Below are 23,041 nucleotides of genomic sequence, written 5' to 3' on the forward strand. Positions count from 1 at the left end.
TCTCAACCCCTCGCGGCAGGACGGGCGGCAGGGGAGGCGCCGGTTCGCGCCGTGGCCAGCGCGGCGACGCGGATGCGGTGCTCCTCCGGGGTCCCGTGCAGGGCCCGGTCGGCGACGGCACGCCGGAGGTAGAGGTGCAGGTCGTGCTCCCAGGTCACACCGATGCCGCCGTGCAGCTGCACGCACTCCTGCAGGATCACCAGCGATCGCTCCCCCACGAACGACGCCGCCACGCTCACGAGCTCGGCGGCGTCGGCGGAGCCGTCCTGGACGGCGGCGGCCGCGGCCTGGGTCGTGGCGTGGCAGGCCTCCAGCCAGGTGCGCATGTCGGCGAACCGGTGCTTGAGCGCCTGGTAGGAGGCGAGCGGGCGGCCGAAGGAGTACCGGTCGAACGCCCACTCGACGGTCGCGGCGAACATCCGGTCGAGCCCGCCGCAGACCTCGCAGCACTGGATGAGGCACGCAACCTGCACCTGGCGCTCGATGACCTCGTGGTCACCCACCGCTCCCACCAGCGCGTCGGCGTCGACGCGCACGTCGTCGAGGCGGACCTCGCCGAAGGACCGGGAGAGATCGAGCGACCACGAGGGCGTGATCGTGACTCCGCCGGCCGAGGCGGGGACGAGGAACTGCGCCACCCCGTCCGGCGCCGCGGCGGTGACCAGCAGCAGGTCGGCCGCCGCCACGTCCTGGACGTGCACCTTGGTGCCCTCGAGCCGGTAACCGTCACCGTCGGGCGTCGCGGTCGTGCCCGGTGCGCCAGGGGTCCAGCCCTGCCCGGCCTCGTCGACCGCCCACGTCGCGACCAGCTCGCCCGACGCCAGCGCCTCGATCTGCGGGCCGTGGTCCGGGCCGTGGTCCTGCCCCGCGACCAGCCCGGCGAGCACCACGTTGACCGGCAACAACGGCCCGGGGGCCAGGACCGTGCCGAGCTCCTCAGCGAGCAGCGCCAGGTCGCGCAGGCCCTCGCCCGAGACGCTCCCCCCGCCCAGGTCCTCCGGGACGACGGTCGCCGCCCATCCCAGCTCGGCGCACTGGCGCCACCAGTCGCGGTCCCACCGGGCCTCGTCGTCCTTGACGTTCCGCAGGCGGTCGAGGGAGTGGTCGCGCTGGAGCAGACTCCGTGCGGACGACCGGAAGAGCTTCTGATCCGACGAGAGCGCCAGCTCCATCGAGGCTTCCTCTCAGCTCGTCGTGCCGGGCACCGGCGAACGGTGCGTCCGCGGCGATCGCCGTGACGGGGTGGAGGCCATCGAACAACGTAACTCTTATCTTTGTCAATCTATCGAACTATGATCCGAGATGACGTCCGCCAGGCCCCACGCGCAGCCGGTGACCGCGTCGAGCGCGGCGCCGGAGATCGCGAGGTAGAGGGTCCGCGCGGTGCCGATCCGCCGGGGCAGGGAGACCGTGCCGCCGGCGCCGGGCAGGAGCCCCATCGCGAGCTCGGGGAGCCGGAACGTGGTGCCGGGATCGGCCTCGACACGGCCGGCGAAGGCGGCGAGCTCCACCCCGGCCCCGACGCAGGCGCCGTGCGCGCGCACGGTGAGGCGGTCGGCGAGTGCGTGCACGACGAGGCCGACCCCGCCCGCGGTCCGCACCAGGTGGGCCGTCACCGGATCGGAGGCGGTGCCGAACTCCGCGAGGTCCCCTCCCGAACAGAACACCGGGCCCGCCGCGTCGAGCACCACCTGCTCGATCGTGGCGTCGAGCACCGGCACCTCGAGGGCCGCCCGCAACGCGTCACGCAGGTGGCGCCCGAACGCGTTGCGACGCCCCGGGTGGTTCAGGGTCAGCCGGAGCAGCGTCCCGTCACGCCGCAGGAGCACCGGCTCGCCCGGGGGTTCGGGAGCCGCCCGCGGCGGCCTCGTCGCAAGCCAGCTCGCGTGCTCGGGCCCGCCCAGCAGGGTCGAGTAGGCCAGGGACTCCAGCTGGAGGGCGTCGGGCACCTCCAGGCGGGCGCCGACGCGGACGGTGCCGGCCAGCAGCACCGCGGCCGCGGGCGACGACGCCGCCGCCGCGGCGAGCCGTTCGCCCTCGTGCCGCGGATCGTCGACGAGCACGTCGCCGGCTCCGCCGGGCGCACCGAGCAGGACATCGACCTCGGCACGGGCGTCGACGACGCCGACCACGATGCGCCCGGACGCGCGCAGCGCGTCGACCCGGTCCGACGGCGTGCGGCCGTCCACCAGCACTAGGGGCTCGTCGATCCTCGCCGCGTCGTCGAGCAGGCGAGGAGCTCCGAGCAGGGCCGCGGCGGTGGCGGGATGCACCCGACGAGCATGTCCCGAGCCCACCGCCAGCGCGACCCGCGCCCGCTCCGGGTCGGTGTCTAGCCTGAGCCGGTGTCCGCTGCTGCTGAGTCGGCCGCGTGGGCGGCCTCGGGGGCGGCGGCGCTGACCGGGCGTCGCAACGGTCCGCCGCTCGCTCCCCCGGGCCGCGCGGCGTCGGTGGCCACCGAGCTCGGCGAGCTCTTCGGGATCGACGGGGCCGCGCTGCTCGGGGAGCGTGCCGCGCTGTCGGGAAGGCACCGAGCCGGTCGCACCTCGGTCGGCGGGGCCTGCCGGCTGGTGCCCCTGGCCTCCGGGTGGGCCGCGGTGACGTGCGCCCGTCCCGACGACCCTGGGCTCCTGGGCGCCCTCGTCGGGCGGGACCTGCCCGCCCAGGACCCGTGGCCCCCGTTGGTGGACGCGCTCGCCGGGATGTCGCCGGAGGTTCTCGACGGCCGGGCCGCCCGGCTGGGTGTGGCGGCGGGCTCGGTGCCCGACGCCGTGCCCACCGTGGAGACCGCGCCGATCCGTCCCACCACGCACCTCCACCCGGTGCGCGGCGCGCTGGTGGTGTCGTTCGGCGCCCTGTGGGCGGCCCCGCTCTGTGCCCAACTGCTGGCGTCCCTGGGCGCTCGCGTGGTCACCGTCGAGACCCCGAGGCGTCCGGACCCGACACGGTGGAGCCACCCGGAGTTCCACGACCTCCTGCACGCCCGGGACCGCTCCGTGGTGCTCGATCCGGACCTCCCGGAGCAGCGCGACGCCCTGCACCGCCTGGTCGCCGCCGCGGACATCGTCGTCGAGGCGTCCCGGCCGCGCGCGCTGCGCGGGTTCGGTCTCGACGCGGCCGCGGAGGTGGCCCGGGGCGCGACGTGGATGTCGATCACCGCGGGCGGGCGGCGCAGCGGCCGCGTCGGGTTCGGCGACGACGTGGCCGCGTCGGCCGGCCTGGTCGCCCGGGACCCGGACGGGCGGCCGCTGTTCGCCGGGGACGCCCTCGCCGATCCGCTGACCGGGCTCACGGCGGCGGCGCTGGCGCTCACGGCGCCCGGGCGCCTGCACGACGTGTCCATGGCCCGGGTCGTCGCCGGCACCCTGGACGGCACCGTCGGCGGGGAGCTCGCACCCGGCGACGTGGCGCCTCCGCGCGCCCGCGCGCCCGCCGGGCGTGCCCCGGGCCTCGGCGCGGACACCGCCGCCGTGCTCGCGCGGGAGTGCCGATGAGGCTGCGCATCCGGGACGCCGAGGTCGAGGGACACCGTGTCGACGTCACCCTCGACGAGGGACGGGTCACCGCGCTGCGTCCCACCCGGGCGCCCCTCGACACGACCCCGGTCGCGACCGGCGACACCATCGACGCTCGCGGTAGCGCGCTCCTGCCCGGACTGGTGGATCACCATCTGCACCTGCACGCGCTGGCGGCGACGCGGCGTTCGGTGCACGTCGGCCGGGACCGTGCGGACCTCGTCGCGGCGCTGCGGGCCGCGGAACCGGACCGCGGGGGCTGGATCCGGGCGGTCGGGAACCGCGACGACGGTCTCGACGCGGACGCGCTCGACGCGGTCGTGCCGGAGCGCCCGGTCCGGGTGCAGCATCGCAGCGGGGCGATGTGGTCGATGAACACCGCGGCGCTCGCCCGACTCGGCGACCTCCAGCACCCGGGCGTCGAGCGTCGCGGTGACGGCCGCCCCAGCGGACGAATCTTCCGTGCCGACGGCTGGCTGCGCGCACGCCTGCCCCCCTCGCCCCTGCCCGACCTCGGGGCCCTGGGCGGCGAGCTGGCCGCCTACGGGCTCACCGGGGTCACCGACGCCACGCCCGATCTCGACGACGACGCCGCCGCGGACCTCACCGTGCTGCCCCAACGCCTGACGCTGCTCGGCGTGCGCGGCGGCGCCACACCTCCCGCGGGTGCCGCGGCCGGGCCCTACAAGATCGTCCTCGACGACGGTGACCTGCCCGACCCCGACGAGCTCGCCGCCCGGATCCGCGCAGTGCACGCCACCGGGCGCGGGGTCGCGGTGCACACGGTCACCCGCGACTCGCTGGTCCTCCTGCTGCTCGCGCTGGACCGGGCCGGCCGCCACCCGCGGGACCGTGTCGAGCACGCGGCCCTGGTCCCGAAGGAGCTGCTCGGCGATCTGCGCGGGCTCGCCGTGGTGACCCAGCCGGGTTTCCTTGCCGACCGCGGGGACGCCTACCGTCGGCGCGTCCCTCCCGAGGAGCACGACGACCTCTACCGCGCCGCCAGTCTCCTCGCCGCCGGTGTCGGGCTGGCGCTGTCCTCGGACGCCCCGTACGGCCCGGTCGACCCGTGGGCGGTGATCAAGGCGGCGACCACGCGGCAGGCCCCCGACGACGGCGTCGTGGGCCCGGCGGAGGCACTGACCGCCGCGGAGGCGCTCGACGGCTACCTCACCCCGGCCGCGGCACCCGGCGCCCCCGCGCGACGCGTCCGGGTCGGTGCCCCGGCCGACATGGTGCTGCTGCACGCCCCGCTGGCCGAGGTGCTGCGGGACCCGAGTGCCGACCACGTGCGGGCCACGCTGATCGCCGGGCGGGTCGTCCGGGGGAGCTGACGCGGCCGCGCGGCATGACCGCGATGCTGTCGCGCACTCGCGGCGACAACTGCTGTGCGGTCTCGTAGCACCGCGCTGGTTCTCGAGGCCCACTGGACGATCGCTTGCTGCTACTCGGGTGTGAAGGCGACGACGACATCAGCCATCACCTGCCCCGGTGCGGCGAAGGCGGCCCCACTCCGGGACCGGTGGGTGCGCTGGCCGTGACGACGAGGCGACGCCGGTCGGCGGGCTCACGCTCTCGGTGTGCGAGTCCCGCGGCCTCGAGCCGGTCGACGAGCCCGGTGCCCCCGGCGTCACCGACGTTCGTGCCGCCAGTTGCCTCGCGGACAGCGGGCCTTCCCGCTGGAGGACACCCAGCGCCTTGTGATCGGCCGCAGAGACGCCGAGCAGCGCCTCCGATCGCCTCGTGGAAGCCGACGATGGCGTCGCTCAGTTCCGTGCCCAGGCAGCGCTGCGCTCGCGATCGCCCGGCCGACTGCGGAGGCGTGGGAACTCGCGATCAAGAACGTCACGGTCATCCCGTTCGTGACGGTGTGGCTGACGATGCTGGCGCGCCACGCGCTGAGCGTGATCCCGCGGGGCGAGTTGGTCGGCCAGGGTGAGCGTGACCCCGGCCAGGGCGGCCTTGGCGGCGGCGTAGGCACCTCGCCGGGCATCGGCCCGAGATGTTGCCCGCTGGTGAGGAACACGACCCGGCCCGGCCGGTCGTCGTGATGGGCTTCGGCGAAGGCTTGGGCGAGCAGGATCGTCGAGCGGGCGTCGACGGCCCAGTGGCCGTCGAGGATGTCGGCGGTCAGCTGGCCGAGGCTGCCGTCGGGGGCGCTGCGGGCGTGGTTGGCGACCAGGATGTCGACCTGCCCGAAAGGTGGGCGGTGCGGGCGATCAGCTGCTCGGGAGCGTCGGGCTGCGCCAGGTCGGCGGCGGTGTCGGCGAGACGGGCCGATCGCGAGCCGTGGTGTCGCTGGTGATCGCGGAGCTCGGCGAGCAGCGCCTCGAGGTCGTCGCCGCCCCACGCCTGGGCTTCGTCGTGGGCTCGATGGAGTGGTGAACCATCACAGAGGCGCCGAGCCCGATCAGGCGGCGGGCGATCGCGAACCCGATCCCGACCCGGCGGCTGACGCCGGTGACGACCGCGACCCGCCCGGCCAGCGGCGCGAAGTCCTCAGCCGGGCCGTCGGGGCGCATGACCTCGACAGTAGAGCCGCCGTATTCGGTGTCGCGTTCTCAGCGGACTTCGGCGCCGAGTCGGTGGACCGGCCCGGTAGCCACAAGGATCAGCGGGGTGAACAACGAGCCACCCAGTGCGGTTCACGTCGCCTGGCGCGCCGTCGTCGCCGACGACGAGCTGATGGCGCTCGACGAGGCCCTCGGCGGCCGGGTCGTGCAGGGTTGGTGGGACCGCGTACGCCCGCATTCGCTGGGTTGGGCCACAGCCCGGGGTCAGGACGGCGAGCTGATCGGCTTCGTCAACGTCGCGTGGGATGGTGACCGGCACGCCTTCCTGCTCGACACCAAGGTCGCACCCGCCCACCAGCGACGAGGTCTCGCCACTGGTCTTGTCAGTCTCGCGACGTCCTCTGCGCGAGCCGCCGGCTGTGAGTGGCTCCACGTCGACTACGAGGAACACCTCGCCGGCTTCTACGAGCGGTCCTGCGGGTTCGCTCCCACCCGAGCCGGCTTGATCTACCTGTCTCCCGAGCCGAGGTGAGTCCGCAAGTACCCGGGCGCCGCGCCGAGGTCACCGACCCAGCGGGCACCGACCTCGAGCGCATTCGACGACTGCACGACGACATCGCCCCGCCGCACCGGTGGTCGAGCCCGTCCTGGTCACCCGAGCGCCGGGAGCGATGGCTCGAAGCCTCCGAACTGCACCGGTAAGATCCTCGCCATGGGCTGGTTCCCGACGAAGCGTCCCCGCACCGCCTGAAGGCGGCGCACCCCGCCGACCGCGCGCCTCGCGCCGGTCGGCCTCGCACGCGCGCCGACGTGGGCTCGCTCGTGCCGACGTGTCGCCGCCGCGGTTTCCCTGCTTCCTCGGGACGACGCGGACGTGGATCACCACCCCACCGGCCACCAGGTCGGGCCCCTGCCCTGCCCTGACGACACCACCGACCCGGCGACCGCCCTCGGCGCGCTCACCCGGTGGCTGCGCTGCCCGCACTGCGCCGCCGCGCTGCAGCCCGCATCCCCGCGAGCACTGCAATGCCGCTCCGGGCACAACTTCGACATCGCCCGCCAGGGCTACGTCTCGCTACTGACCGGCCGACGTCCGCACCGCGGCGACGACCCACCCATGGTCACCGCGCGCGAGCAGTTCCTCGGCCGCGACCACTATCGGCCAGTGCGCTCCACCATCACCGCTCTGGCCGCCGAACACGCCCCCGCCAGCGAGCAGCTGGTCGCCGACCTCGCCGGCGGCACCGGCCACTACCTCGCGTCCGTGCTCGACGCCCTTCCCGCCGCCCACGGACTCGTCGTCGAGGTCTCCACCGCCGCTCTGCGCCGCGCCGCACGAGCCCACCCGCGAGCCGGCGCCATCGCCGCCGACCTGCGCAGCACGCTGCCCGTCGCCTCCGGCGCGGCCGCGGTGGTGCTCAGCGTGTTCGGGCCCCGCTCGACCACCGAGATCACCCGACTCCTGCGCCGCGACGGCATCCTCATCCTCGCCACCGCACGCCCCGGTCACCTCCGCGAGCTCCGCACACGATTCCGGACCCTCGAGGTGGACCCCCGCAAGGACCAGCGGCTGCGTCAGTCCTTCGCCGAGTTCGACGTCCTCGACGACCAGAGCGTCCAGTGGCGCCTGGCCCTCGAACGCCACGACGTGAAGGACCTGGTCGCGATGGGACCCAGCGGCCACCACCTCGACGAGGCGGAGCTGGAGGCCGCGGTCGCTGCCCTGCCCGAGGTGTCCGCAGTCAGCGCGGCAGTGTCGGTGACAGTGCTGCAGCACCGGCGGTGACCGCCCACCACGCCGCAGGCTTCTCCGCCCGCCGGCCGTGAGGCCTCCGCGGCGGCGACCTCCACATGCAGGGCCTTCTGCTGGTCGAGGCCACGCTGCGCGACACCGGACGGCTCTCGGACGCGCCCCCAGACTCGACCTCGCCCGTCGTCGCGCGGCGAGTGGAGCCTCAGGACGCGCGCGCGGCGAGGGCGGCGTACCTGCGGTTCGGGCGTTCAGCGACCTGGTGGCGCAGGCGCTCGATCTCGGTGAAGCCCGCGTCGGTGAGGTGCTGAGCGAAGACCTCGACCGGCCAGCGGTAGGCACGGGTCACCGCGTGATCGAACTCGGCCACCTCGTCGTCGCTGTCGAAGAAGCCGACGACGAGCGTCCCCGACGCGGTCAACAGGCGCCTGAACCCGGCGAGCGTGCGGTCGAGCTCCGCCGGTGGCAGGTGGATCGTCGAGTACCAGGACAGCACGCCGGACACCGAATGCTCGGGGACGTCCACCTCGGTCATCGAGCCGAGCCGGAACGTCGGGCCGGGATGAGCGGCTCGGGCGTGCGCGATGAATTCGGGGACCATGTCGATGCCGGTCACGTCGACGTCCAACGAGTGCAGGTAGGCGCTCCAATGACCAGGTCCGCAGCCGAGATCGAGCACCGGCCCGGAGAGGCCGGTCAAGTGCCGGCGGATGAGCGCGGCGTCGCCCTCATGGGCCTGCCAGCCGCCCCCTTCGTCGAACAGCCCGATGTACTGCTCCGACATCGACGAGTACGCGTCGCGCACCGAGCCCGGCTGCTCCATCGCCGCGAGAGTCTAGGAGTTGCGGGCAGGTCGATGATTGGCCGGACGTGCTCGGCGACCGATTCTCCGTCGTCCAGCCCGCTCATCCCGACGTTCCCAAGACGGCACTCTGACCCCGGACGCCGTCACCCGCGACCTGCTGGCCATCGCCGACGAGGCCGGCGCGGACACCTTCGCGTTCTGGGGCCACTCCTGGGCGTGGTGATCGGGCTCCAGCTCGCCGTCGCCGGCGACCGCCGCAGCTGCCCGATCTGCTGGACCACCTCCACCCCCGCTGGCCCGACTCACCGCTACTGCTCGGACCGCTGCCGCAAAGCCGGCACACCCGCCGGCACACCACGCCCACCGCACCGGGCAGCGACGCGGCCAGCAGGCCCTCGCCGCACCGGCCGCGGTCCGCGACTGCCCGCACTGCGGCGGCAAGGTCTCCATCGTCGCCTGCGCACCACCCCCGAAGCCGCCCGGCCAAGCGCACCAGAGCCGGGAGTGATCCCCCTGCGCAGAGCCTGACCGCCAGCCCCGAGGCTGCTAGGAACGACGGCGATGAGCGACTTCTACCACCTTTGCTTCGCCGTCCAAGACCTCGAACAAGCCACCGAAGAACTGTCCTCGGTTCTCGGTGTCACCTGGAGCCCGGCCCAGGATGGCAGCCTCGGCGACTGGGACTACCGCATCGTCTTCTCCGTCGCCGGACCACCCTTCTTCGAGATCATCCAAGGCCCACCGGGCAGCCCCTGGGACACCACCACCGGCCCCCACTTCCACCACCTGGGCTACTGGGCCAACGACGTGGCCACCGACAAGCACGTCCTCGTCGACCGCGGAGCACCACTGGACTTCGACTCCTGCCCCTACGGCCGGTCGTTCACCTACCACCACCTACCCAGCCTCGGCGGGCGCATCGAACTCGTCGACATCACCGTCCAAGACGGGTTCCGACAGGCATGGAGCCCCCACACTCCGGCAATGCCTCCGCTGGACCTCACATGAACGTCCCGAGCTGGCACGACACACAAGCCTGCCGGCGCTCGGCGATTCGCTCCACCGGAGCCGTTGCCCGGGTCCGACGCCTTGGTGACCTTCGCCGCCGTCCCACCCGCGGCGACGCCCCGACCTCGTCGACCTCGAGCTCGGTGACGCTCCGCTTCTCGCCTCCCCGGGTCTCGAACGACCGCTGCTCGAGGCGTCCCTGCACGATCACGCGGGCGCTCCGGGTGGGCGCCTCGGCGACGTTCTCCGCGGCCTGGCGCCAGATGTTGCAGCGCACGAACAGTGCCTCGCCGTCCATCCGCCCGCCGCTCTGACGGTCACAGGCCCGCGGGGTGGACGCCGCGGTGAAGCCGGCGACGGCCACCTGACGGGGTGGAGCGCACGCGCTGGTGGGAGGGCACGGCCAGCACGTAGGACATGCCGCGGCCCTCGGGCATGAGGCGTAGCGCGCTCTCACGGCGGTCACTCTCGCCTCGAGCGGGGTCGGTTTCGTTCAAGACCCGTGACTCCTGTCGGGCCACCGTGATCCTCGTGACCAATGCAGTGAATGTGCCTGCTGAGCTCGGCGCGGAGAACCGTCCGACCCCCGCGGGCAGGTCGTCGACGGGGACCACATCCCGATCCCGGGCCTGTTCGCCGCCGCTAACGTCGCCGACTCGGCCATCGGGCCCGGCATCCTGTCCCCAGGCACGACCATCGGACTCGCGCTGACCTGGGGCCGGCTCGCCGGAACAGCGGCCGCCAGCAAGAAGAGAGGGGCCTGATGGTCACCGAGGACGACGTCCGTCGTGTCGCGCTGCGCCTGCCCGGCGCCTACGAGCAGGAGTCCTACGGCGGTAGTCCGTCGTGGCGAACCAAACCACGCATGTTCACCTGGATCGGCGGTGAAGACGGCTCGCTCGTGGTGTGGGTCGGCTCGATCGAGGAGAAGGAGGCGCTGTTGGCCTCGGACCCGGAGAAGTTCGTCACGACCCCCCACTACGACGGTCACCCCATCGTTCTCGTCCGCATGGCCACGATCGATGTCGAGGAACTCACCGAGCTCGTCGACGAATCCTGGCGCCTCCGAGCTCCACGATCACTGACAAAGGCCTGGAGCCGAAACCAGGACCGAATCGCCCCGTAGGGCGATCACGTCGGCGGGTGGGACGCCGGAACACGGTTGCGCGCGCCGGGAATGATCGTTGCGTGGCGGACGGTCGTCTGGGGTTGCTGCGCGATCAGTTCGAGGTGACGTGGTCGCTGGCTCGGTATCACCTCGAGCGCGTCACCGACGAGAGCCTGCTGTGGGAGCCGGCGAGCTCGTGCTGGAGCGTGCGACGCGACGTGGAGGGCCGATGGGTCCCGGACTGGGAGGTGCCCGAGCCCGACCCGGTGCCGGCGCCGACCGCGGCGTGGGTGAGCTGGCATCTCGGTTGGTGGTGGAGCGTGGCAGCTGCTCACGTCCAAGGCGGACCGCCGCCGGGTCGGGAGGACATCGTCTGGCCCGGGGACGCGGCCACGACGGTGGCGTGGTTGGAACAGCTGAGCGAACACTGGAGCGGTTTGCTCGACCAGATCGACGGGCCCGCGCTCGACGCGGTGGTCGGGTTTCCGTGGCCGGTGGAGGCGGGGCGGACGGTCGCCGATCTCCTGGCGTGGGCGAACATCGAACTGATGAAGAACGTCGCCGAGATCGGACAACTCACGATCATCCGCGCTGCCGCGGAGTAGGGGCGAGTCGCGCGGCCCCGGAGGTCGCTCGCCCTGGCTGCGATCCTTGGCGAGCCGGCTTCGCGGTCGGCGTAGTGATCCGCCGTGCCCGAGCCCTTCAGTTCCGCGTCCCCAGCACCGTGAGCACCAGGACGGCGCTCACCGCCGTGAGGGCGGCCGCGGTCCACCCGACGGCGCCGACGCCCTCGGCGAACGCAGCGAGCGCCGCGTCGCGCACGGCGGCGCCGTCGGCCGCCGGGAGCTGCGCCGCCAGCGTCATCGCGGGCGCCACCCCTTCCGCCGCAGTGGCCGACACGGCCGGGGGCAGGGTCGAGGCGACCCGCGCGGTGTAGACCGCCGTGAGGACGCTGCCGAGCGCGGCGACCCCGAGTGCCACCCCGAGCTCGCCGCTGGTCTCGGAGATGGCGGCCGCTCCCCCGGCGCGGGCGGTCGGCACGGATCCGACGACGAGGTCGGTGCCGAGCACGCCCGCGGGCATCACGCCGAGGACCGTGACCCCGACCAGCGCGACGACCGCCGACGTCGCGCCCGTCGGGGCCACCAGTGCCACCCCGACGGCCCCGAGCACGGCTAGCACCATCCCGCCGGCCAGCAGCGGCGTCCGTCCCCAGCGTGCGGCCGCGGAGGGCGTGGCGAGAGCGCCGACGACGGTGATCACCGCGATCGGGAGGAGCGCGATCCCGGCCGCCAGCGGATCGAGGCCACCGACGAACTGCAGGAACTGGGGCAGCAGGAAGTTCATGCCGTTCATCGCGAGCAGCCCCAGGAAGAGCAGGGACACGGCGGCGACGAACGCGCGGCGGCGGAACAAGGTGAGGTCGAGCATCGGGTCGGCGAGACCGTACTGACGGCGCACGAACAGCACGCCCGCGCCGACACCCGCGAGCAGGAGCGCGGAGGTGACGAGGCCCGGGCCGTGGGCGGCCGTGTGCTTGACCGCCCCGACGATCGGCAGCATCGCAGCGAGGGAGAGCGCGACGCTGACGAGATCGACACGCCGCCGCCGGGTCTCCTCGCGGTGCTCGGGCAGCAGCCGCGGCCCGAGCACGACGAGCAGCACCATGAACGGCACGCCGAGCAGGAACACCGAGCCCCACCAGAAGTGCTCGAGGAGCAGCCCGCCGACGATCGGGCCCGCCGCCGTCCCCCCGGAGAACGTCGTCATCCAGACCGCGATCGCGAACGAGCGCTGGGCCGGGTCGGGGAACATCGTGCTGATCAGTGCGAGGGTCGAGGGCATGAGCGTCGCCCCGGCGACGCCCAGCAGCGCCCGCGCGGCGATCAGGACGCCCGCGGTCGGCGCGAACGCGGCCAGCACGGAGGCGACGGCGAACGCGCCGCCCCCGATCAGCAGCAGGCGGCGGCGCCCGATGCGGTCGCCGAGCGTGCCCATCGTCAGCAGGAAGCCCGCGATGAGGAAGCCGTAGCTGTCGAGGATCCAGAGCTGCTCGGTGGCCGACGCCCCGAGATCGGCGCTCAGGGCCGGAGCGGCGAGGTAGAGGATGCTGACGTCGAGCGCGAGCACCAGGAGCGGCAGGGCCAGGACGGCGAGGCCCAGCCACTCCCGGTGCGTGGCCTGGCGCGGCGATGCCGTCACGCCGCCTCCGCGGGGTACGGCCGGCGGGCGCGCTGCGCGCGCAGTGCCTCGCCCCACCACACGAGCTCGTCGAGCATGGTGTCGGCGGCGTCCTCGGCGAGCTTCGGGTCGGTGAGGCGGCCCGCGTCGTCGAACAGCCACGGGTAGTTCGGGAACGCGACGGTGGTGCGCACCGAGCGGGCGTGCAGCTCGTCGAACACCAGCCGCAGCGCCTCCACCGCGCGCAGGCCGCCGCTGAGCCCGCCGTAGGACACGTAGCCGACCGGCTTGGCGCGCCACTCGTCGGTGAACCAGTCGACGGCGTTCTTCAGTGACGCCGGGAAGCTGTGGTTGTACTCGGGGGTGACGACCACGAAGGCGTCGGCGGCGCCCAGCCAGGGCGCGAGGTCGCGGACCGCGCGCGGCGGCTCGTCGGCGTCCACGTCGAGAACGTCCGGCAGCCAGGTCTCGGCGAGGTCGACGACGTTCAGGTCGATCGCGCGACGGTCACGGGCGCGGTCGGCGAACCAGCGCGCGGCGGTCGGTCCGAAGCGCCCGGTCCGAGTGCTGCCGATGATCACGGTGAGGGTCAGTGGCTCCATGCCGGTCACCGTGCGTCGCGGCACTTCGGACTTCCTTCGGATCCCCTTCGGGCCCGATTAGGCTCTCCTCGTGCGGTTCGGCGTCCTCGGTGTGCTCGAGGTGCACACCGACCGCGGCGAGCCGGTGCGGGTGCCGGAGCTGAAGGTGCGCGCCCTGCTCGCTGCGCTGCTCGCGCACGACGGTGAGGTGGTCTCGGCGGACCGTCTCGTCGAGGAGCTCTGGGACACCCGGCGGCCTGCGGACCCCCGCGCCGCTCTGCAGACGCGGGTGTCCCAGCTGCGGCGTGCCCTGGAGGACGGCGAGCCCGGCGGTCGTGCGCTCGTGGTCTCGGCGGGGCGGGGCTATGCGCTGCGGGCGCCCCGTGGTGCCGTCGATTCCGAGCGCGTCGCCGACCTGCTCGCCCGGGCCCGCGACACCACCGATCCGGCCCGCCGCGCGGCCCTGCTCGACGAGGCCCTCATGTGCTGGCGCGGTCCGGCGTTCGCCGACACCGCCGACGCCGCGTTCGCCCAGCCGGCCGCCGCCCGGCTCGACGCGCTGCGGCTGGCCGTGCTCGAGGAGCGTGCCGAGGCCCACCTCGACGCCGGGGCGCCCACCGGCTTCGAGACCGAGCTCGAGGCGCTGGTCGCGGAGCACCCGCTGCGCGAGCGGCTGCGCGCCGCGCTGATGCGCGCCCTCTACGCCGCGGGCCGCCCGCAGGACGCCCTCGCGACGTTCCGCGACCTGAAGGGCCGGCTGCGCGACGAGCTGGGCACCGATCCGGGCCCGGAGCTCGTCGCCCTCGAGCGCTCGGTCCTGACCCACGACCTCGCGCCCCGACCGGAATCGCGCGCCCCCGTGCCGCTGCCGACTCCGCTGACCGAGCTCGTCGGCCGGCGCGCCGATCTCGCCCGCGTCGCCGCCGCACTCGACGCCGACCGGCTGGTGACGCTCGTGGGGCCCGGTGGTGTCGGGAAGACGCGCCTGGCGCTCGCGGCCGCGCACGCCCGCGCCGACGGGCAGGCCGACGGGGCGCGCTTCGTCGAGCTGGACCGGTTGACGCCGGGCACCGACCCCGGAGGTGTCGCGGCGGCGGTGGGCGCGGCGTGCGGGCTGCGCTCGGCGGCGACGTCCGGGGCCCGCGAGCCGACGGGCCCCGAGGGGCTCGGTGAGGCGTTGCACGAGCGCGATCTGCTCGTCGTCCTCGACAACGTCGAGCATGTGCTCGCGGCCGCCGGTGAGGTCGTCCGAGACCTGCTCGCCCACGCCCCGGGTGTGCGCCTGCTGCTCACGAGCCGGGAGCCGGTCGAGGTGCCCGGCGAGGCCCTGGTGCCGGTCGACCCGTTGGAGGGCATGGACGCCGTGGCCCTGTTCCTGGCCCGCGTGCGCGCGGCCGACCCGGACGCGGTCGACCCCGCCGACCCCGCCGATCGCGAGGCCGTCGTCGCCGTCTGCCGCCGACTCGACGGCATTCCGCTGGCCCTCGAGCTCGCCGCCGCACGGGTGCGGGCGTTCGGGGTGCAGGGCCTGCTCGAGCGTCTCGACGACCGGTTCGCGGTGCTCGCGCGCACCGCCCGTGCCGCCGGTCCCGAGCGCCAGCGCACCCTGCGCGCCGCGCTCGACTGGAGCTGGGAGCTCCTCGACGGCAGGGAGGCCACGGCCGTGCGCCGGCTCGCCCCGTGCGTCGGCGGGTTCACGCTCGCCACCGCGGAGGAGCTCGTGGGCGACGACCCCGACGTCGTCGCCCGCCTCGTCGACCGGTCCTGGCTGGTCGCCGACGGCCGGGGCCGCTGCCGTCGCTTCCGGATGCTGGAGTCGACGGCCGCGTACGCCACGGAGCGCCTGGCCGAGGCCGGCGAGGACCGCGCCGTGCGCGACCGGCACCTGGCCCTGCACCTCGCCCTCCTCGAGCGCGCCGACCCGCACCTGCGTGGCCGCGAGCAGCGGTCGTGGCCGGAGGCGCTCGACGCCGAGGCCGCGAACCTCGTCGCCGCCCTCGACCACGCGGCCGCGAGCGGCGACGCCGCGTCGGCGCTGCGACTGGTCGACCGCGCCGCCTGGTTCTGGTTCCTGCGCGGACGCGTCGACGTGGCCCTGCGCGCGTGCGACACCGCGCTCGCCGTCCCGGGCGCGGACGGGCACCCCGCTCTCGACGCGGCGGTACGCGCGTGGCGCGACGCGCTGGCGGTCTGGTCGAACACGGGAAGTCCCGTCGACCCGGCGCCGCGCCCGGCGGCGACCGCGCGGGCGCGCTGGTTCGACGTGTACGCGCGGTGGGGGTCTCGGCGCCCGGGCAGGCCGACGCCCGGCTCGCCGACGTCCTCGTCGAGCTCCGGGCCGCAGGTGACACCTGGGGGATCGCGGCCGCGCTCGTCACGCGGGCGACGTTCAGCCTGCTCACCGACGACGTGGCCGCCGCGCGACGCGACGCCGAGCGCGCCGGGCAGATGTTCGCCGAGCTCGGCGACCGGTGGGGCGAGCTCCAGGTGGAGTCGGCCCTCGGGGGGCTCGCGATCGTCGAGGGCGAGCACGACGAGGCGCGCGCCCGGCTCGACGTGGCGCTGCGGATCGCGGAGGACCTCGGCCTGGTGGCCGAGACCGCCGGGCTGCTCGGCTCCCTGGGCCGCGTGGCGCTGGCCGCCGGGGACTTCGCGACCTCGTGGGACCGGCACTCCCGGGCCCGCGACCTCGCCCGGGCGCACGGTCAGCGCGAGCTGGTCGACTTCGCCGACTTCGGCCTCGCCCTGACCGCCCGACGCCGCGGCGACCTCGACACCGCGGAGCGCATGGTCCTGGCGTGGCTCGAGAACCGCCCGCGCGAGGACGGGTTCCGCGCCGTCCCGTACTCCGAGCTCGGGTTCGTCGCCGAGCTGCGCGGCGACGCCGAGGGCGCGCTGGCCCACCACCGCGAGGCATACCGGGTCGCGGTGCGGTGGGAGTCGCCCCGCACGCTCGCGCTCGCGTTCGAGGGGCTGGCGGGCGCGCGGTCGCTCGCCGGTGGCGCGGAGAACGCGCAGGAGGCCGCCCGCCTCCTCGGGGCCGCCGGCGCCCTGCGGGCCCGGGCCCGCGCCCCGCTCGGAGCGGGCGAGCGCGGGGACGTCGACCGCATCCGCGCCCGCGTGCACTCGGCCATCGGCGCCGCGGCTACCGAGGAGCTCGAGGCGGCCGACGCCGGCGGCCGGTGGCTCCATGTCGACGACGAGCCCCAGCCCGGTGAGTTCTCCTAGCACCCCTGCCGGTTCACTCCCACCCGAGCCAGCCTGATCCACCTCGCATCCCAGATCAGGTCACCGGCCGTGGCGACGGCGGACCGGGCGGCAGGCTCCCGACATATCTCAGCATCTGCATAGCTATTGCACTGCTCCGCTATTTCATGGTCATCTGCCCACCGACCCGTCAGCGCCGGTTCACCGAGGAGGTGCCCGAGGGGTGCTCGCGTCGTTCCGCTCGCTCTCGGGCCCGGGGCGGCTCCTGGTGGTGAACCAGTTCGGCGTGACCGTCGGCTTCTACCTCGTGCTGCCCTTCCTCGCGACGTACATGACGAGCCTGGGTTACGCCGCGGCGACGATCGGGCTGGTGCTCGCCCTGCGCAACCTGTCTCAGCAGGGGCTCTTCCTGCTCGGCGGGTCGGCGGCCGACCGGCTCGGGGCCCGCCCGGTCATCGTCCTGGGCTGTGCGCTACGCATCGTGGCGTTCGCGCTGTTCGCGCTGGTCTCCTCGCTGCCGGGACTCGTCGCCGCCGCCGTGCTCACCGGGTTGGCCGGGGCGCTGTTCAACCCGGCGGTGCGTGCCTACCTGATGGCCGAAGCGGGAGAACGGCGCGCCGAGGCGTTCTCGGTGTTCAATGTGTTCGCCCACGCCGGCGCGCTGGTGGGGCCGCTGCTCGGGGCGGCCCTGCTGGCGGTCGATTTCCGCCTGGTCGCCCTCGTCGCGTGCCTGGTCTTCGTCGCCCTGACCCTCGCGCAGCTCGCTGTGCTCCCCCGCCACGTCGCCGTCCCGCAGGAGCGTGGCCTGCTCGGCAGCTGGGTGCAGGTGGTCACCAATCGGCGGTTCGTGCTGTTCGCCCTGGGCGGGTCGGGCTACTTCGTGCTCTACAACCAGATCTATCTGGCGCTCCCGGTGGAGGCCCAGCGGGTCTCCGGCGTCGCCGGGGCCGTCAGCGCGGTCTTCGTGGTGTCGACCGTGGTCGGCATCGTCGGCCAGGTCCGGATCACTGCGTGGTGCCGCGCGCGGTGGACTGACGGTCGCACGATGGCCAGCGGTCTGGCCGTCATGGGGGCCGGTTTCCTTCCTCTCGTGATCGCCGCGCCGCTGCTACCGACCGCGGCTCCCGGCCAGTGGTCCGTGGCCGGTGTGCTCGCCGCGTTGCCCGTGCTTCTGGGCACCGTGGTCTTCACGGTGGGGATGGCGATGACCAACCCGTTCTCGATGGCGTTGCTCCCGGTGGTCGGCAGCGAAGCGCTCGCCGGTACGTACTACGGCTTTTACTACCTGGTCTCGGCGATCGTCGTCGCCGTCACCAACACCGGCGTCGGAGCGCTGCTCGACGACGAGCGCGCCCGTTGGCTGCCCTACGTCGTCCTGGTCGCCCTCGGGCTCCTCGGCGCCGCCGTGATCGCCGCGATGCAGCGCCGCGGCGCCCTCGCGTCCCGCCCCGCTCCCGCCCACGGAGGAACACCGTGACCCTCTCCCGCCGCACCGTGCTGGGCGCCGCGCTCACCGCGTCCGCCGTCGCCGCCGTCGCCGCCTGCGGCGGTGGGGGCGGCAGTGGGGGTGGTGGGGGTGGTGGGGCACGGTTGCGGGTCGCGTTCCCCGGTGGCGGTACCCAGGAGAGGCTGGATCCGCATGTGGGCTCGCAGTTCGTCGACCAGGCGCGGGCGAAGGCCTGCTTCGACGTCCTCGCCGGGTGGAGCCAGGACTTCACCCCGACGCCGCGCCTGGCTCAGTCGTGGGAGTCCGACCCCACGGGCACGCGATGGCGCATCGTGTTGCGCGGAACCGCATGGCACGACGGACGCCCGCTGACCGGTGACGACGTACTCTACTCGTGGCGCCGTATCGCCGATCCCGCCACCGGTGCCACCGCGGCCGCGCTGTTCCGCACCGTCGACTTCGCCGCTTCCCGGGCGGTCTCCCCGACCGAGCTCGAGGTGGTGCTCACCGCCCCGAACTCGCTGTTCCCCCTGTCCTGGGGGGCTCCGGGCGCCGAGATCGTCCCCGCGGGGACCACCGACTTCGCCCGACCCGTGGGCTGCGGACCTTTCCGGCTCGCCTCCTTCGCCCCCGGCCGCTCGGCGCTCTACACCGCTTACGAGGGCTACTGGGACGGCACGCCACCGAGCCGTGAACTGGAGTTCGTGGTCATCGACGACGAGGCCGCGCGAGTGAACGCCCTGGTCTCGGGGCAGGTCGCCTGGGTCCACGATCTGCGTCCCACCAGCGCCCGCCAGATCGAGGGCGACTCGCGCGTGCGGGTGCTCTCCGCCGCGGAGTCGAACTTCCTGTTCATGCCGCTGCGCGTGGATCGCCCACCGTTCTCCGACCCGCGGCTGCGTGAAGCGGTGCGGCTCGGGCTCGACCGGGAGGCCCTGGTGCGGGTCGCGCTGTTGGGGCGCGGCACGGTCGCCCACGATCTCTTCGGTCGCGGTGCCGAGTACTACCCGACCGAGGTCCCGCCGGTGACCCGCAACGTCGCCCGTGCCCGCGCGCTGGTGGCCGAGGCCGGCGCCACCGGTCTGCCCGTCGAGCTGCAGACCTCCACCGTCCAGCCCGTGTTCGCCGGGGCCGCCACCCAGATCGCCCAGCAGCTCGGGGAGATCGGCCTGCAGGTCACCCCGCGCCAGCTGCCCTCGGAGACCTACTTCACCGCGATCCGTACCAGCGGCGTGTCCTCGCTGGCGCGCTCGGGCAGCCTGCCGATCCCGGATTACCTGGCCCGCCGAGCGTCCACCGGCAGCGCCAGCAACTACACCGGCTACCGCAACCCCGAGATCGACCGGCTGGTCGCCGTCGCCGGCGCCGCCACCGACCCCGCCGGGCGCACCGAGGCCCTGACCCGCGCGCAGCTGCTGCTGCGCGAGGAGTCGGGCAACCTCATCTGGGCGACGAGCCCCTACGACGTCGGGGTGGCGTCGGGGCTCGGGGGCTACCCCGAGGCCCGCCCGAACACGGCGGCCTGGGCACAGTTCGACAAGGCCGTGCTGGAGTGACCCACACGGTCCTGCCGCGGGTCGGGATCGCCGCGGTCCAGGTCGTCGTGGTCAGCGTCGTCATCTTCCTGTTGACCGCGGCCCTGCCCGGGGACACCGCCGAGATCGTCCTGGGTCAGGACGCGACCCCCGAGCAGGTCGCCACGCTGCGCATCGAGCTCGGGCTCGACCGGCCGCTGCCGGCCCGCTTCGCCGACTGGGTCGGCGGCGCCCTCACCGGCGATCTCGGCACCTCGCTGGTCACCCGGCGTCCCGTCGTCGAGGAGCTCGCCGACCGTCTCTCGTCGACCCTGCTGCTCGCCGGGCTCACGCTGGCGGTGCTGGTACCCGCGACCCTGCTCGCGGGTGTCGCGGCCGGTCGCCGTCCGGGCACCCGCACCGACCGCACGCTGACCTCGGTGCTGTCCGCGGCCCAGGCGGTGCCCGAGTTCGCGCTCGGGCTGGTCCTGGTCGCCGTGTTCTCCCTGCAGCTCGCGTGGCTGCCTGCGACCGCAGGCGGTGGCGGCCTGCTCACTCCCGCGGTCCTGGTCCTGCCGGTGGCGGTGCTCGTCGCCGCCCAGCTCGGAGCGCTCGCCCGTCTGGTCCGGGTCGGGGTCGTCGACGTCGGTGAGGCGCCGCATGTCGTGCACCTGCGCCACCTGGGTCTGTCCGAGCGGGTCGTGCTGCTGCGCCACGTCGTCCCGGGGGCCGTCCTTCCGACGTTGCAGCAGCTGGCTCGGGTCGTCGACGCGCTGCTCTCCGGTGTCGTGGTCGTGGAGTCGCTGTTCGCGCTGGCCGGGGTCGGGTCCGGGTTCGTCGAGGCGGTGCGCGTGCGCGACCTGCCCCTCGTCCAGGGCTACGCGCTGGTCTTCGCGCTGACCACGATCGGCGTCAACCTGCTCGCCGACGTCGTCACCGCCCGGCTCGCGCCCTACCGGGAGGTGGTCACGTGAGCCCGTCGCGCCGACCGGTCGCCCTCGCCCTCGGCGGCCTCCTGCTCGGCGTACCGCTCGTGCTCGCGGTGGCCGGGCCCGCGCTCGCGGTCATGCTCGGCGCCGTCGCGCCGCCGGGTACGGAACCGCTGCTCCCCCCGGGCGGCGACTTCGTGCTCGGCACCGACGTCCTGGGCCGCGACGTCCTGGGCCTCGCCCTCGCCGGCGGGAGTTCCGTGGTCGGGCTGGCGGCCGGGGCGCTGGCGCTGTCCTACACCGTCGGTGTCCCCCTGGGCCTGCTGCTCGCCGCCACCCGCCGCCCCTGGGTGGAGGTCACCATCGTCCGCTCGCTCGACGTCGTCCTGGTCGTGCCTTCGCTGCTGCTCGTGCTGGTGCTCGCCGCGACCGGGCGCCGCGGCGTGGGCTGGCTGCTGCTCGTGGCCGCGCTCGTGGCGCTGCCCCCGATCGTGCGGCTCGTCCGTGCGGCCGCGTCGGGCCCCCGACGACGAGCCGCGCTCGAGACCCTCACGATGCTGGGCGAGCCCTGGTGGCGGGTGCGGCTGCTGGAGGCCGGCAAGCTCGTCGTCGGGGCGGTCGCGGTCGACGCCGGCACCCGCGTCGTCCTCACGATCTCGCTGCTGACGAGTGCGAACTTCCTCGGTATCGGTCTGGCTCCTGACGCCGTCGACTGGGCGGTGGTCATCGAGCAGAACGCGACCGCCCTCTTCCTGGCCCCGACGGCCCTGCTCCTGCCGGCGGCACTCATCGTCTCCCTGTGCGCGGGTGCCAACCTGCTGGTCGACCGCTCCCTGGCCGGGCCGGTGACGCCGTGACCCCGGTCCTCCAGATCACCGGTCTGCACGCCCGGTCCGGGAACGCCACGCTGCTCGACGGGGTGGACCTGGTGCTCGACGTCGGTCGGGTCGTCGCCGTCGTCGGCGTCTCCGGAGCCGGCAAGAGCACCCTGGGGCTGGCCGTGCTCGGGGAGTCCGCCCGCGGGGTGGACCTGTCCGGCAGCGTGCGCGTCGCCGGCACCGAGCTCGTCGACGGGGTGACGCCCGACGCCCGCCGCGCGGTACGCGCGGGTCGCGTCGGGCATCTCCCCCAGCACCCCGGCGCGGTGCTCGACCCGGTGCGGCGGTGCGGGCGCGTCCTCGACGAACTCGCCGCGCTGGTCCACCCCCGCGACCGCGGGGCACGCGCGGCGGCGGTCGCCGCCGCGCTGGAGCGCGTGCGCCTGGACCCGGCGCTGGCCGCCCGTCACCCTCACCAGCTCTCCGGCGGGCAGGCCCAGCGGATGGCCCTGGCGCAGACGATCGTCACCGCACCCGCCGTCGTCGTCCTCGACGAGCCGACGACCGGTCTCGACGACACCACCGCCGCCGAGCTCGTCGCCCGCCTCACCGACCTCGCCGACACCGGCACCGCCATGGTGCTGCTCACCCACGACCGCGGCGTGGCCCGGGCACTGGCCCACACCGTTGTCGAGCTCGAGGCCGGACGCGTGGCCGGCCGCGGCGACCCGGCCACCATGCTCGGCTCGGACGCAACGCCGCAGCGCGTCGCGTCCGCAGCGACGGGACCGACACGGCTGATGGTCGATCGCCTGGTGGTCCGCGCACGCGACGGGACGACGCTGCTCGACGGAGCGACGCTGTCGGCCCACGCCGGGGAGTGGGTCGCGATCCACGGGCCCAGCGGGGCCGGGAAGACGACCCTCGCGCGCGCCGTCGCCGGGCTCGTCACACCTCTCGCCGGCGAGATCACCGTCGACGGCACCGTGCTCGTCGGCGCTGTCGAGGACCGAGCGATCCCCCAGCGCGCCCTCGTCCAGTACGTTCACCAGGACGCCAGCTCGTCCTTCCTCCCCGACCGACCGGTGCTCGACCAGGTGGCGCGCTCCGCGGTGCTGTTGCGCGGTCTGCCCGGGCCCGAGGCGGACGAGGAGGCCGCCACGCTCGTCGCGCGTCTCGGTCTCGACCCCGCCGCCGCGTCGCGACGGCCCGCCGGCCTGTCCGGAGGCCAGCTTCAGCGCGCCGCGGTGGCCCGGGCGCTCCTCGCCAGACCCGCGGTCCTCGTCGCCGACGAGATGACCTCGGCCCTCGACCCCGAGCACCGCGCCGAGCTGCTCGCCCTCGTCGACGCCGAGCGTCGCGCTCGCGGAACGACCGTCCTCGCGGTGAGCCACGATCTCGCCACCGCGGCCCAGATGGCCGACCGCGTCGTGAGGATCGAGAGCGGCCGGGTGACCGCCGACCGGCCCCTCACGGTGAGGCGCTGAGACAGCAGCCGACGGTCACTGCCGGGCCGGGGAGCGACCGGGGTGACGGAGGTCCCCGTTACCTTCTTGATCAGGCCCGGTGAGGGCTTGCAGGCCGCCGGCCACGGCATGACTGAGTGCCCCTGTCGTTGATGATCTGGGGGGTGTTGTCACCGTGGTCGGAGGGCGCCAACGACCG

The 23,041-nt window shown here is 74.5% G+C and carries 20 protein-coding genes and 1 pseudogene; 15 read left to right on the forward strand and 6 right to left on the reverse strand.

The features are described 5' to 3' along the window. Positions 1 to 2 precede the first annotated feature (2 nt). Together AC2A1K_RS28370 and AC2A1K_RS28375 are read right to left on the reverse strand one after the other, a co-directional pair. A complete protein-coding gene (locus AC2A1K_RS28370; RefSeq protein WP_483899699.1) occupies positions 3 to 1,172 on the reverse strand; it encodes an acyl-CoA dehydrogenase family protein in 1,170 nt (389 codons plus the stop codon). Positions 1,173 to 1,277: 105 nt separating this feature from the next. After that, positions 1,278 to 2,273 (reverse strand): enoyl-CoA hydratase/isomerase family protein, encoded by a 996-nt coding sequence (locus AC2A1K_RS28375; protein WP_483899700.1) that lies wholly within the window; start codon positions 2,271 to 2,273, stop codon positions 1,278 to 1,280. Between the two features lie 72 nt (positions 2,274 to 2,345). Here AC2A1K_RS28375 and AC2A1K_RS28380 point away from each other — a divergent pair, with 72 nt between their 5' ends. From AC2A1K_RS28380 to AC2A1K_RS28405, 6 genes are all read left to right on the forward strand, one after another. Continuing rightward, complete coding sequence (locus AC2A1K_RS28380) at positions 2,346 to 3,494, forward strand: CoA transferase (RefSeq protein WP_483899701.1); 1,149 nt, start codon at positions 2,346 to 2,348, stop codon at positions 3,492 to 3,494. Then, the gene (locus tag AC2A1K_RS28385) at positions 3,491 to 4,849 is read left to right on the forward strand and encodes an amidohydrolase family protein (RefSeq protein WP_483899702.1); all 1,359 of its coding nucleotides are present in this window, start codon (positions 3,491 to 3,493) and stop codon (positions 4,847 to 4,849) included. Before AC2A1K_RS28380 ends, AC2A1K_RS28385 begins: the two co-directional genes overlap by 4 nt. 528 nt (positions 4,850 to 5,377) lie before the next feature. Beyond that, positions 5,378 to 5,566 carry a hypothetical protein gene (locus tag AC2A1K_RS28390; RefSeq protein WP_483899703.1) on the forward strand — a complete coding sequence of 63 codons (189 nt, stop codon included), beginning with the start codon at positions 5,378 to 5,380 and terminating at the stop codon, positions 5,564 to 5,566. Positions 5,567 to 5,717: 151 nt separating this feature from the next. Beyond that, positions 5,718 to 5,900, forward strand: coding sequence for a hypothetical protein (locus tag AC2A1K_RS28395; protein WP_483899704.1), 183 nt, complete (start codon positions 5,718 to 5,720; stop codon positions 5,898 to 5,900). Positions 5,901 to 6,134: 234 nt separating this feature from the next. Continuing rightward, positions 6,135 to 6,560 carry a GNAT family N-acetyltransferase gene (locus tag AC2A1K_RS28400; RefSeq protein ID WP_483899705.1) on the forward strand — a complete coding sequence of 142 codons (426 nt, stop codon included), beginning with the start codon at positions 6,135 to 6,137 and terminating at the stop codon, positions 6,558 to 6,560. A gap of 342 nt (positions 6,561 to 6,902) precedes the next feature. Next, on the forward strand, positions 6,903 to 7,814 hold the full coding sequence (locus tag AC2A1K_RS28405; protein WP_483899706.1) for a putative RNA methyltransferase: 912 nt from the start codon (positions 6,903 to 6,905) through the stop codon (positions 7,812 to 7,814). Between the two features lie 169 nt (positions 7,815 to 7,983). On the opposite strand, the gene AC2A1K_RS28410 is transcribed toward AC2A1K_RS28405, so the two are convergent. Continuing rightward, positions 7,984 to 8,601, reverse strand: coding sequence for a class I SAM-dependent DNA methyltransferase (locus tag AC2A1K_RS28410; RefSeq protein ID WP_483899707.1), 618 nt, complete (start codon positions 8,599 to 8,601; stop codon positions 7,984 to 7,986). A 543-nt stretch (positions 8,602 to 9,144) separates the two neighbouring features. On the opposite strand from AC2A1K_RS28410, the gene AC2A1K_RS28415 reads away from it, so the two are divergent. Continuing rightward, complete coding sequence (locus tag AC2A1K_RS28415) at positions 9,145 to 9,591, forward strand: VOC family protein (protein WP_483899708.1); 447 nt, start codon at positions 9,145 to 9,147, stop codon at positions 9,589 to 9,591. Positions 9,592 to 9,593: 2 nt separating this feature from the next. Here the strand turns inward: AC2A1K_RS28415 and ssb are convergent. Next, positions 9,594 to 10,028 (reverse strand): annotated as a pseudogene (gene ssb, locus AC2A1K_RS28420) (single-stranded DNA-binding protein); the annotation flags it as partial. A 326-nt stretch (positions 10,029 to 10,354) separates the two neighbouring features. On the opposite strand from ssb, the gene AC2A1K_RS28425 reads away from it, so the two are divergent. Both AC2A1K_RS28425 and AC2A1K_RS28430 read left to right on the forward strand, forming a co-directional pair. After that, entirely contained in the window at positions 10,355 to 10,717 is a 363-nt protein-coding gene (locus AC2A1K_RS28425) for an MmcQ/YjbR family DNA-binding protein (protein WP_483899709.1), read from the forward strand. A gap of 62 nt (positions 10,718 to 10,779) precedes the next feature. Beyond that, a complete protein-coding gene (locus tag AC2A1K_RS28430) occupies positions 10,780 to 11,304 on the forward strand; it encodes a DinB family protein (protein ID WP_483899710.1) in 525 nt (174 codons plus the stop codon). Between the two features lie 97 nt (positions 11,305 to 11,401). On the opposite strand, the gene AC2A1K_RS28435 is transcribed toward AC2A1K_RS28430, so the two are convergent. Then, positions 11,402 to 12,901, reverse strand: a complete 1,500-nt coding sequence (locus AC2A1K_RS28435; RefSeq protein WP_483899711.1) for an MFS transporter — start codon at positions 12,899 to 12,901, stop codon at positions 11,402 to 11,404. After that, positions 12,898 to 13,482 carry an NADPH-dependent FMN reductase gene (locus AC2A1K_RS28440; RefSeq protein WP_483899712.1) on the reverse strand — a complete coding sequence of 195 codons (585 nt, stop codon included), beginning with the start codon at positions 13,480 to 13,482 and terminating at the stop codon, positions 12,898 to 12,900. The genes AC2A1K_RS28435 and AC2A1K_RS28440 overlap by 4 nt, the downstream gene beginning before the upstream one ends. Positions 13,483 to 13,552: 70 nt before the next feature. Between AC2A1K_RS28440 and AC2A1K_RS28445 the strand changes: the two genes are divergently transcribed. The 6 genes from AC2A1K_RS28445 (at position 13,553) to AC2A1K_RS28470 (ending at position 22,863) form a co-directional block, all read left to right on the forward strand. Then, complete coding sequence (locus tag AC2A1K_RS28445) at positions 13,553 to 16,210, forward strand: ATP-binding protein (protein ID WP_483899713.1); 2,658 nt, start codon at positions 13,553 to 13,555, stop codon at positions 16,208 to 16,210. Positions 16,211 to 16,891: 681 nt separating this feature from the next. Then, positions 16,892 to 18,145, forward strand: coding sequence for an MFS transporter (locus AC2A1K_RS28450; protein ID WP_483899714.1), 1,254 nt, complete (start codon positions 16,892 to 16,894; stop codon positions 18,143 to 18,145). Continuing rightward, a complete protein-coding gene (locus AC2A1K_RS28455; protein WP_483899715.1) occupies positions 18,142 to 19,671 on the forward strand; it encodes an ABC transporter substrate-binding protein in 1,530 nt (509 codons plus the stop codon). Before AC2A1K_RS28450 ends, AC2A1K_RS28455 begins: the two co-directional genes overlap by 4 nt. Beyond that, on the forward strand, positions 19,668 to 20,603 hold the full coding sequence (locus AC2A1K_RS28460; protein ID WP_483899716.1) for an ABC transporter permease: 936 nt from the start codon (positions 19,668 to 19,670) through the stop codon (positions 20,601 to 20,603). The genes AC2A1K_RS28455 and AC2A1K_RS28460 overlap by 4 nt, the downstream gene beginning before the upstream one ends. Continuing rightward, positions 20,600 to 21,415: an ABC transporter permease subunit gene (locus tag AC2A1K_RS28465; RefSeq protein WP_483899717.1), complete on the forward strand. Its 816-nt coding sequence runs from the start codon at positions 20,600 to 20,602 to the stop codon at positions 21,413 to 21,415. The genes AC2A1K_RS28460 and AC2A1K_RS28465 overlap by 4 nt, the downstream gene beginning before the upstream one ends. Then, positions 21,412 to 22,863 (forward strand): ABC transporter ATP-binding protein, encoded by a 1,452-nt coding sequence (locus AC2A1K_RS28470; protein ID WP_483899718.1) that lies wholly within the window; start codon positions 21,412 to 21,414, stop codon positions 22,861 to 22,863. Before AC2A1K_RS28465 ends, AC2A1K_RS28470 begins: the two co-directional genes overlap by 4 nt. The last annotated feature ends 178 nt before the right edge of the window (positions 22,864 to 23,041 follow it).

It is taken from the genome of Actinomycetospora sp. 2LY8.5, assembly GCF_057180585.1.

Bases quoted from the DNA above. Each gene is read 5' to 3' on its own strand.
- AC2A1K_RS28410 (WP_483899707.1), bottom strand. From the start codon at position 8,601: ATGGAGCAGCCGGGCTCGGTGCGCGACGCGTACTCGTCGATGTCGGAG.
- AC2A1K_RS28370 (WP_483899699.1), bottom strand. From the start codon at position 1,172: ATGGAGCTGGCGCTCTCGTCGGATCAGAAGCTCTTCCGGTCGTCCGCA.
- AC2A1K_RS28425 (WP_483899709.1), top strand. From the start codon at position 10,355: ATGGTCACCGAGGACGACGTCCGTCGTGTCGCGCTGCGCCTGCCCGGC.
- AC2A1K_RS28415 (WP_483899708.1), top strand. From the start codon at position 9,145: ATGAGCGACTTCTACCACCTTTGCTTCGCCGTCCAAGACCTCGAACAA.
- AC2A1K_RS28440 (WP_483899712.1), bottom strand. From the start codon at position 13,482: ATGGAGCCACTGACCCTCACCGTGATCATCGGCAGCACTCGGACCGGG.
- AC2A1K_RS28385 (WP_483899702.1), top strand. From the start codon at position 3,491: ATGAGGCTGCGCATCCGGGACGCCGAGGTCGAGGGACACCGTGTCGAC.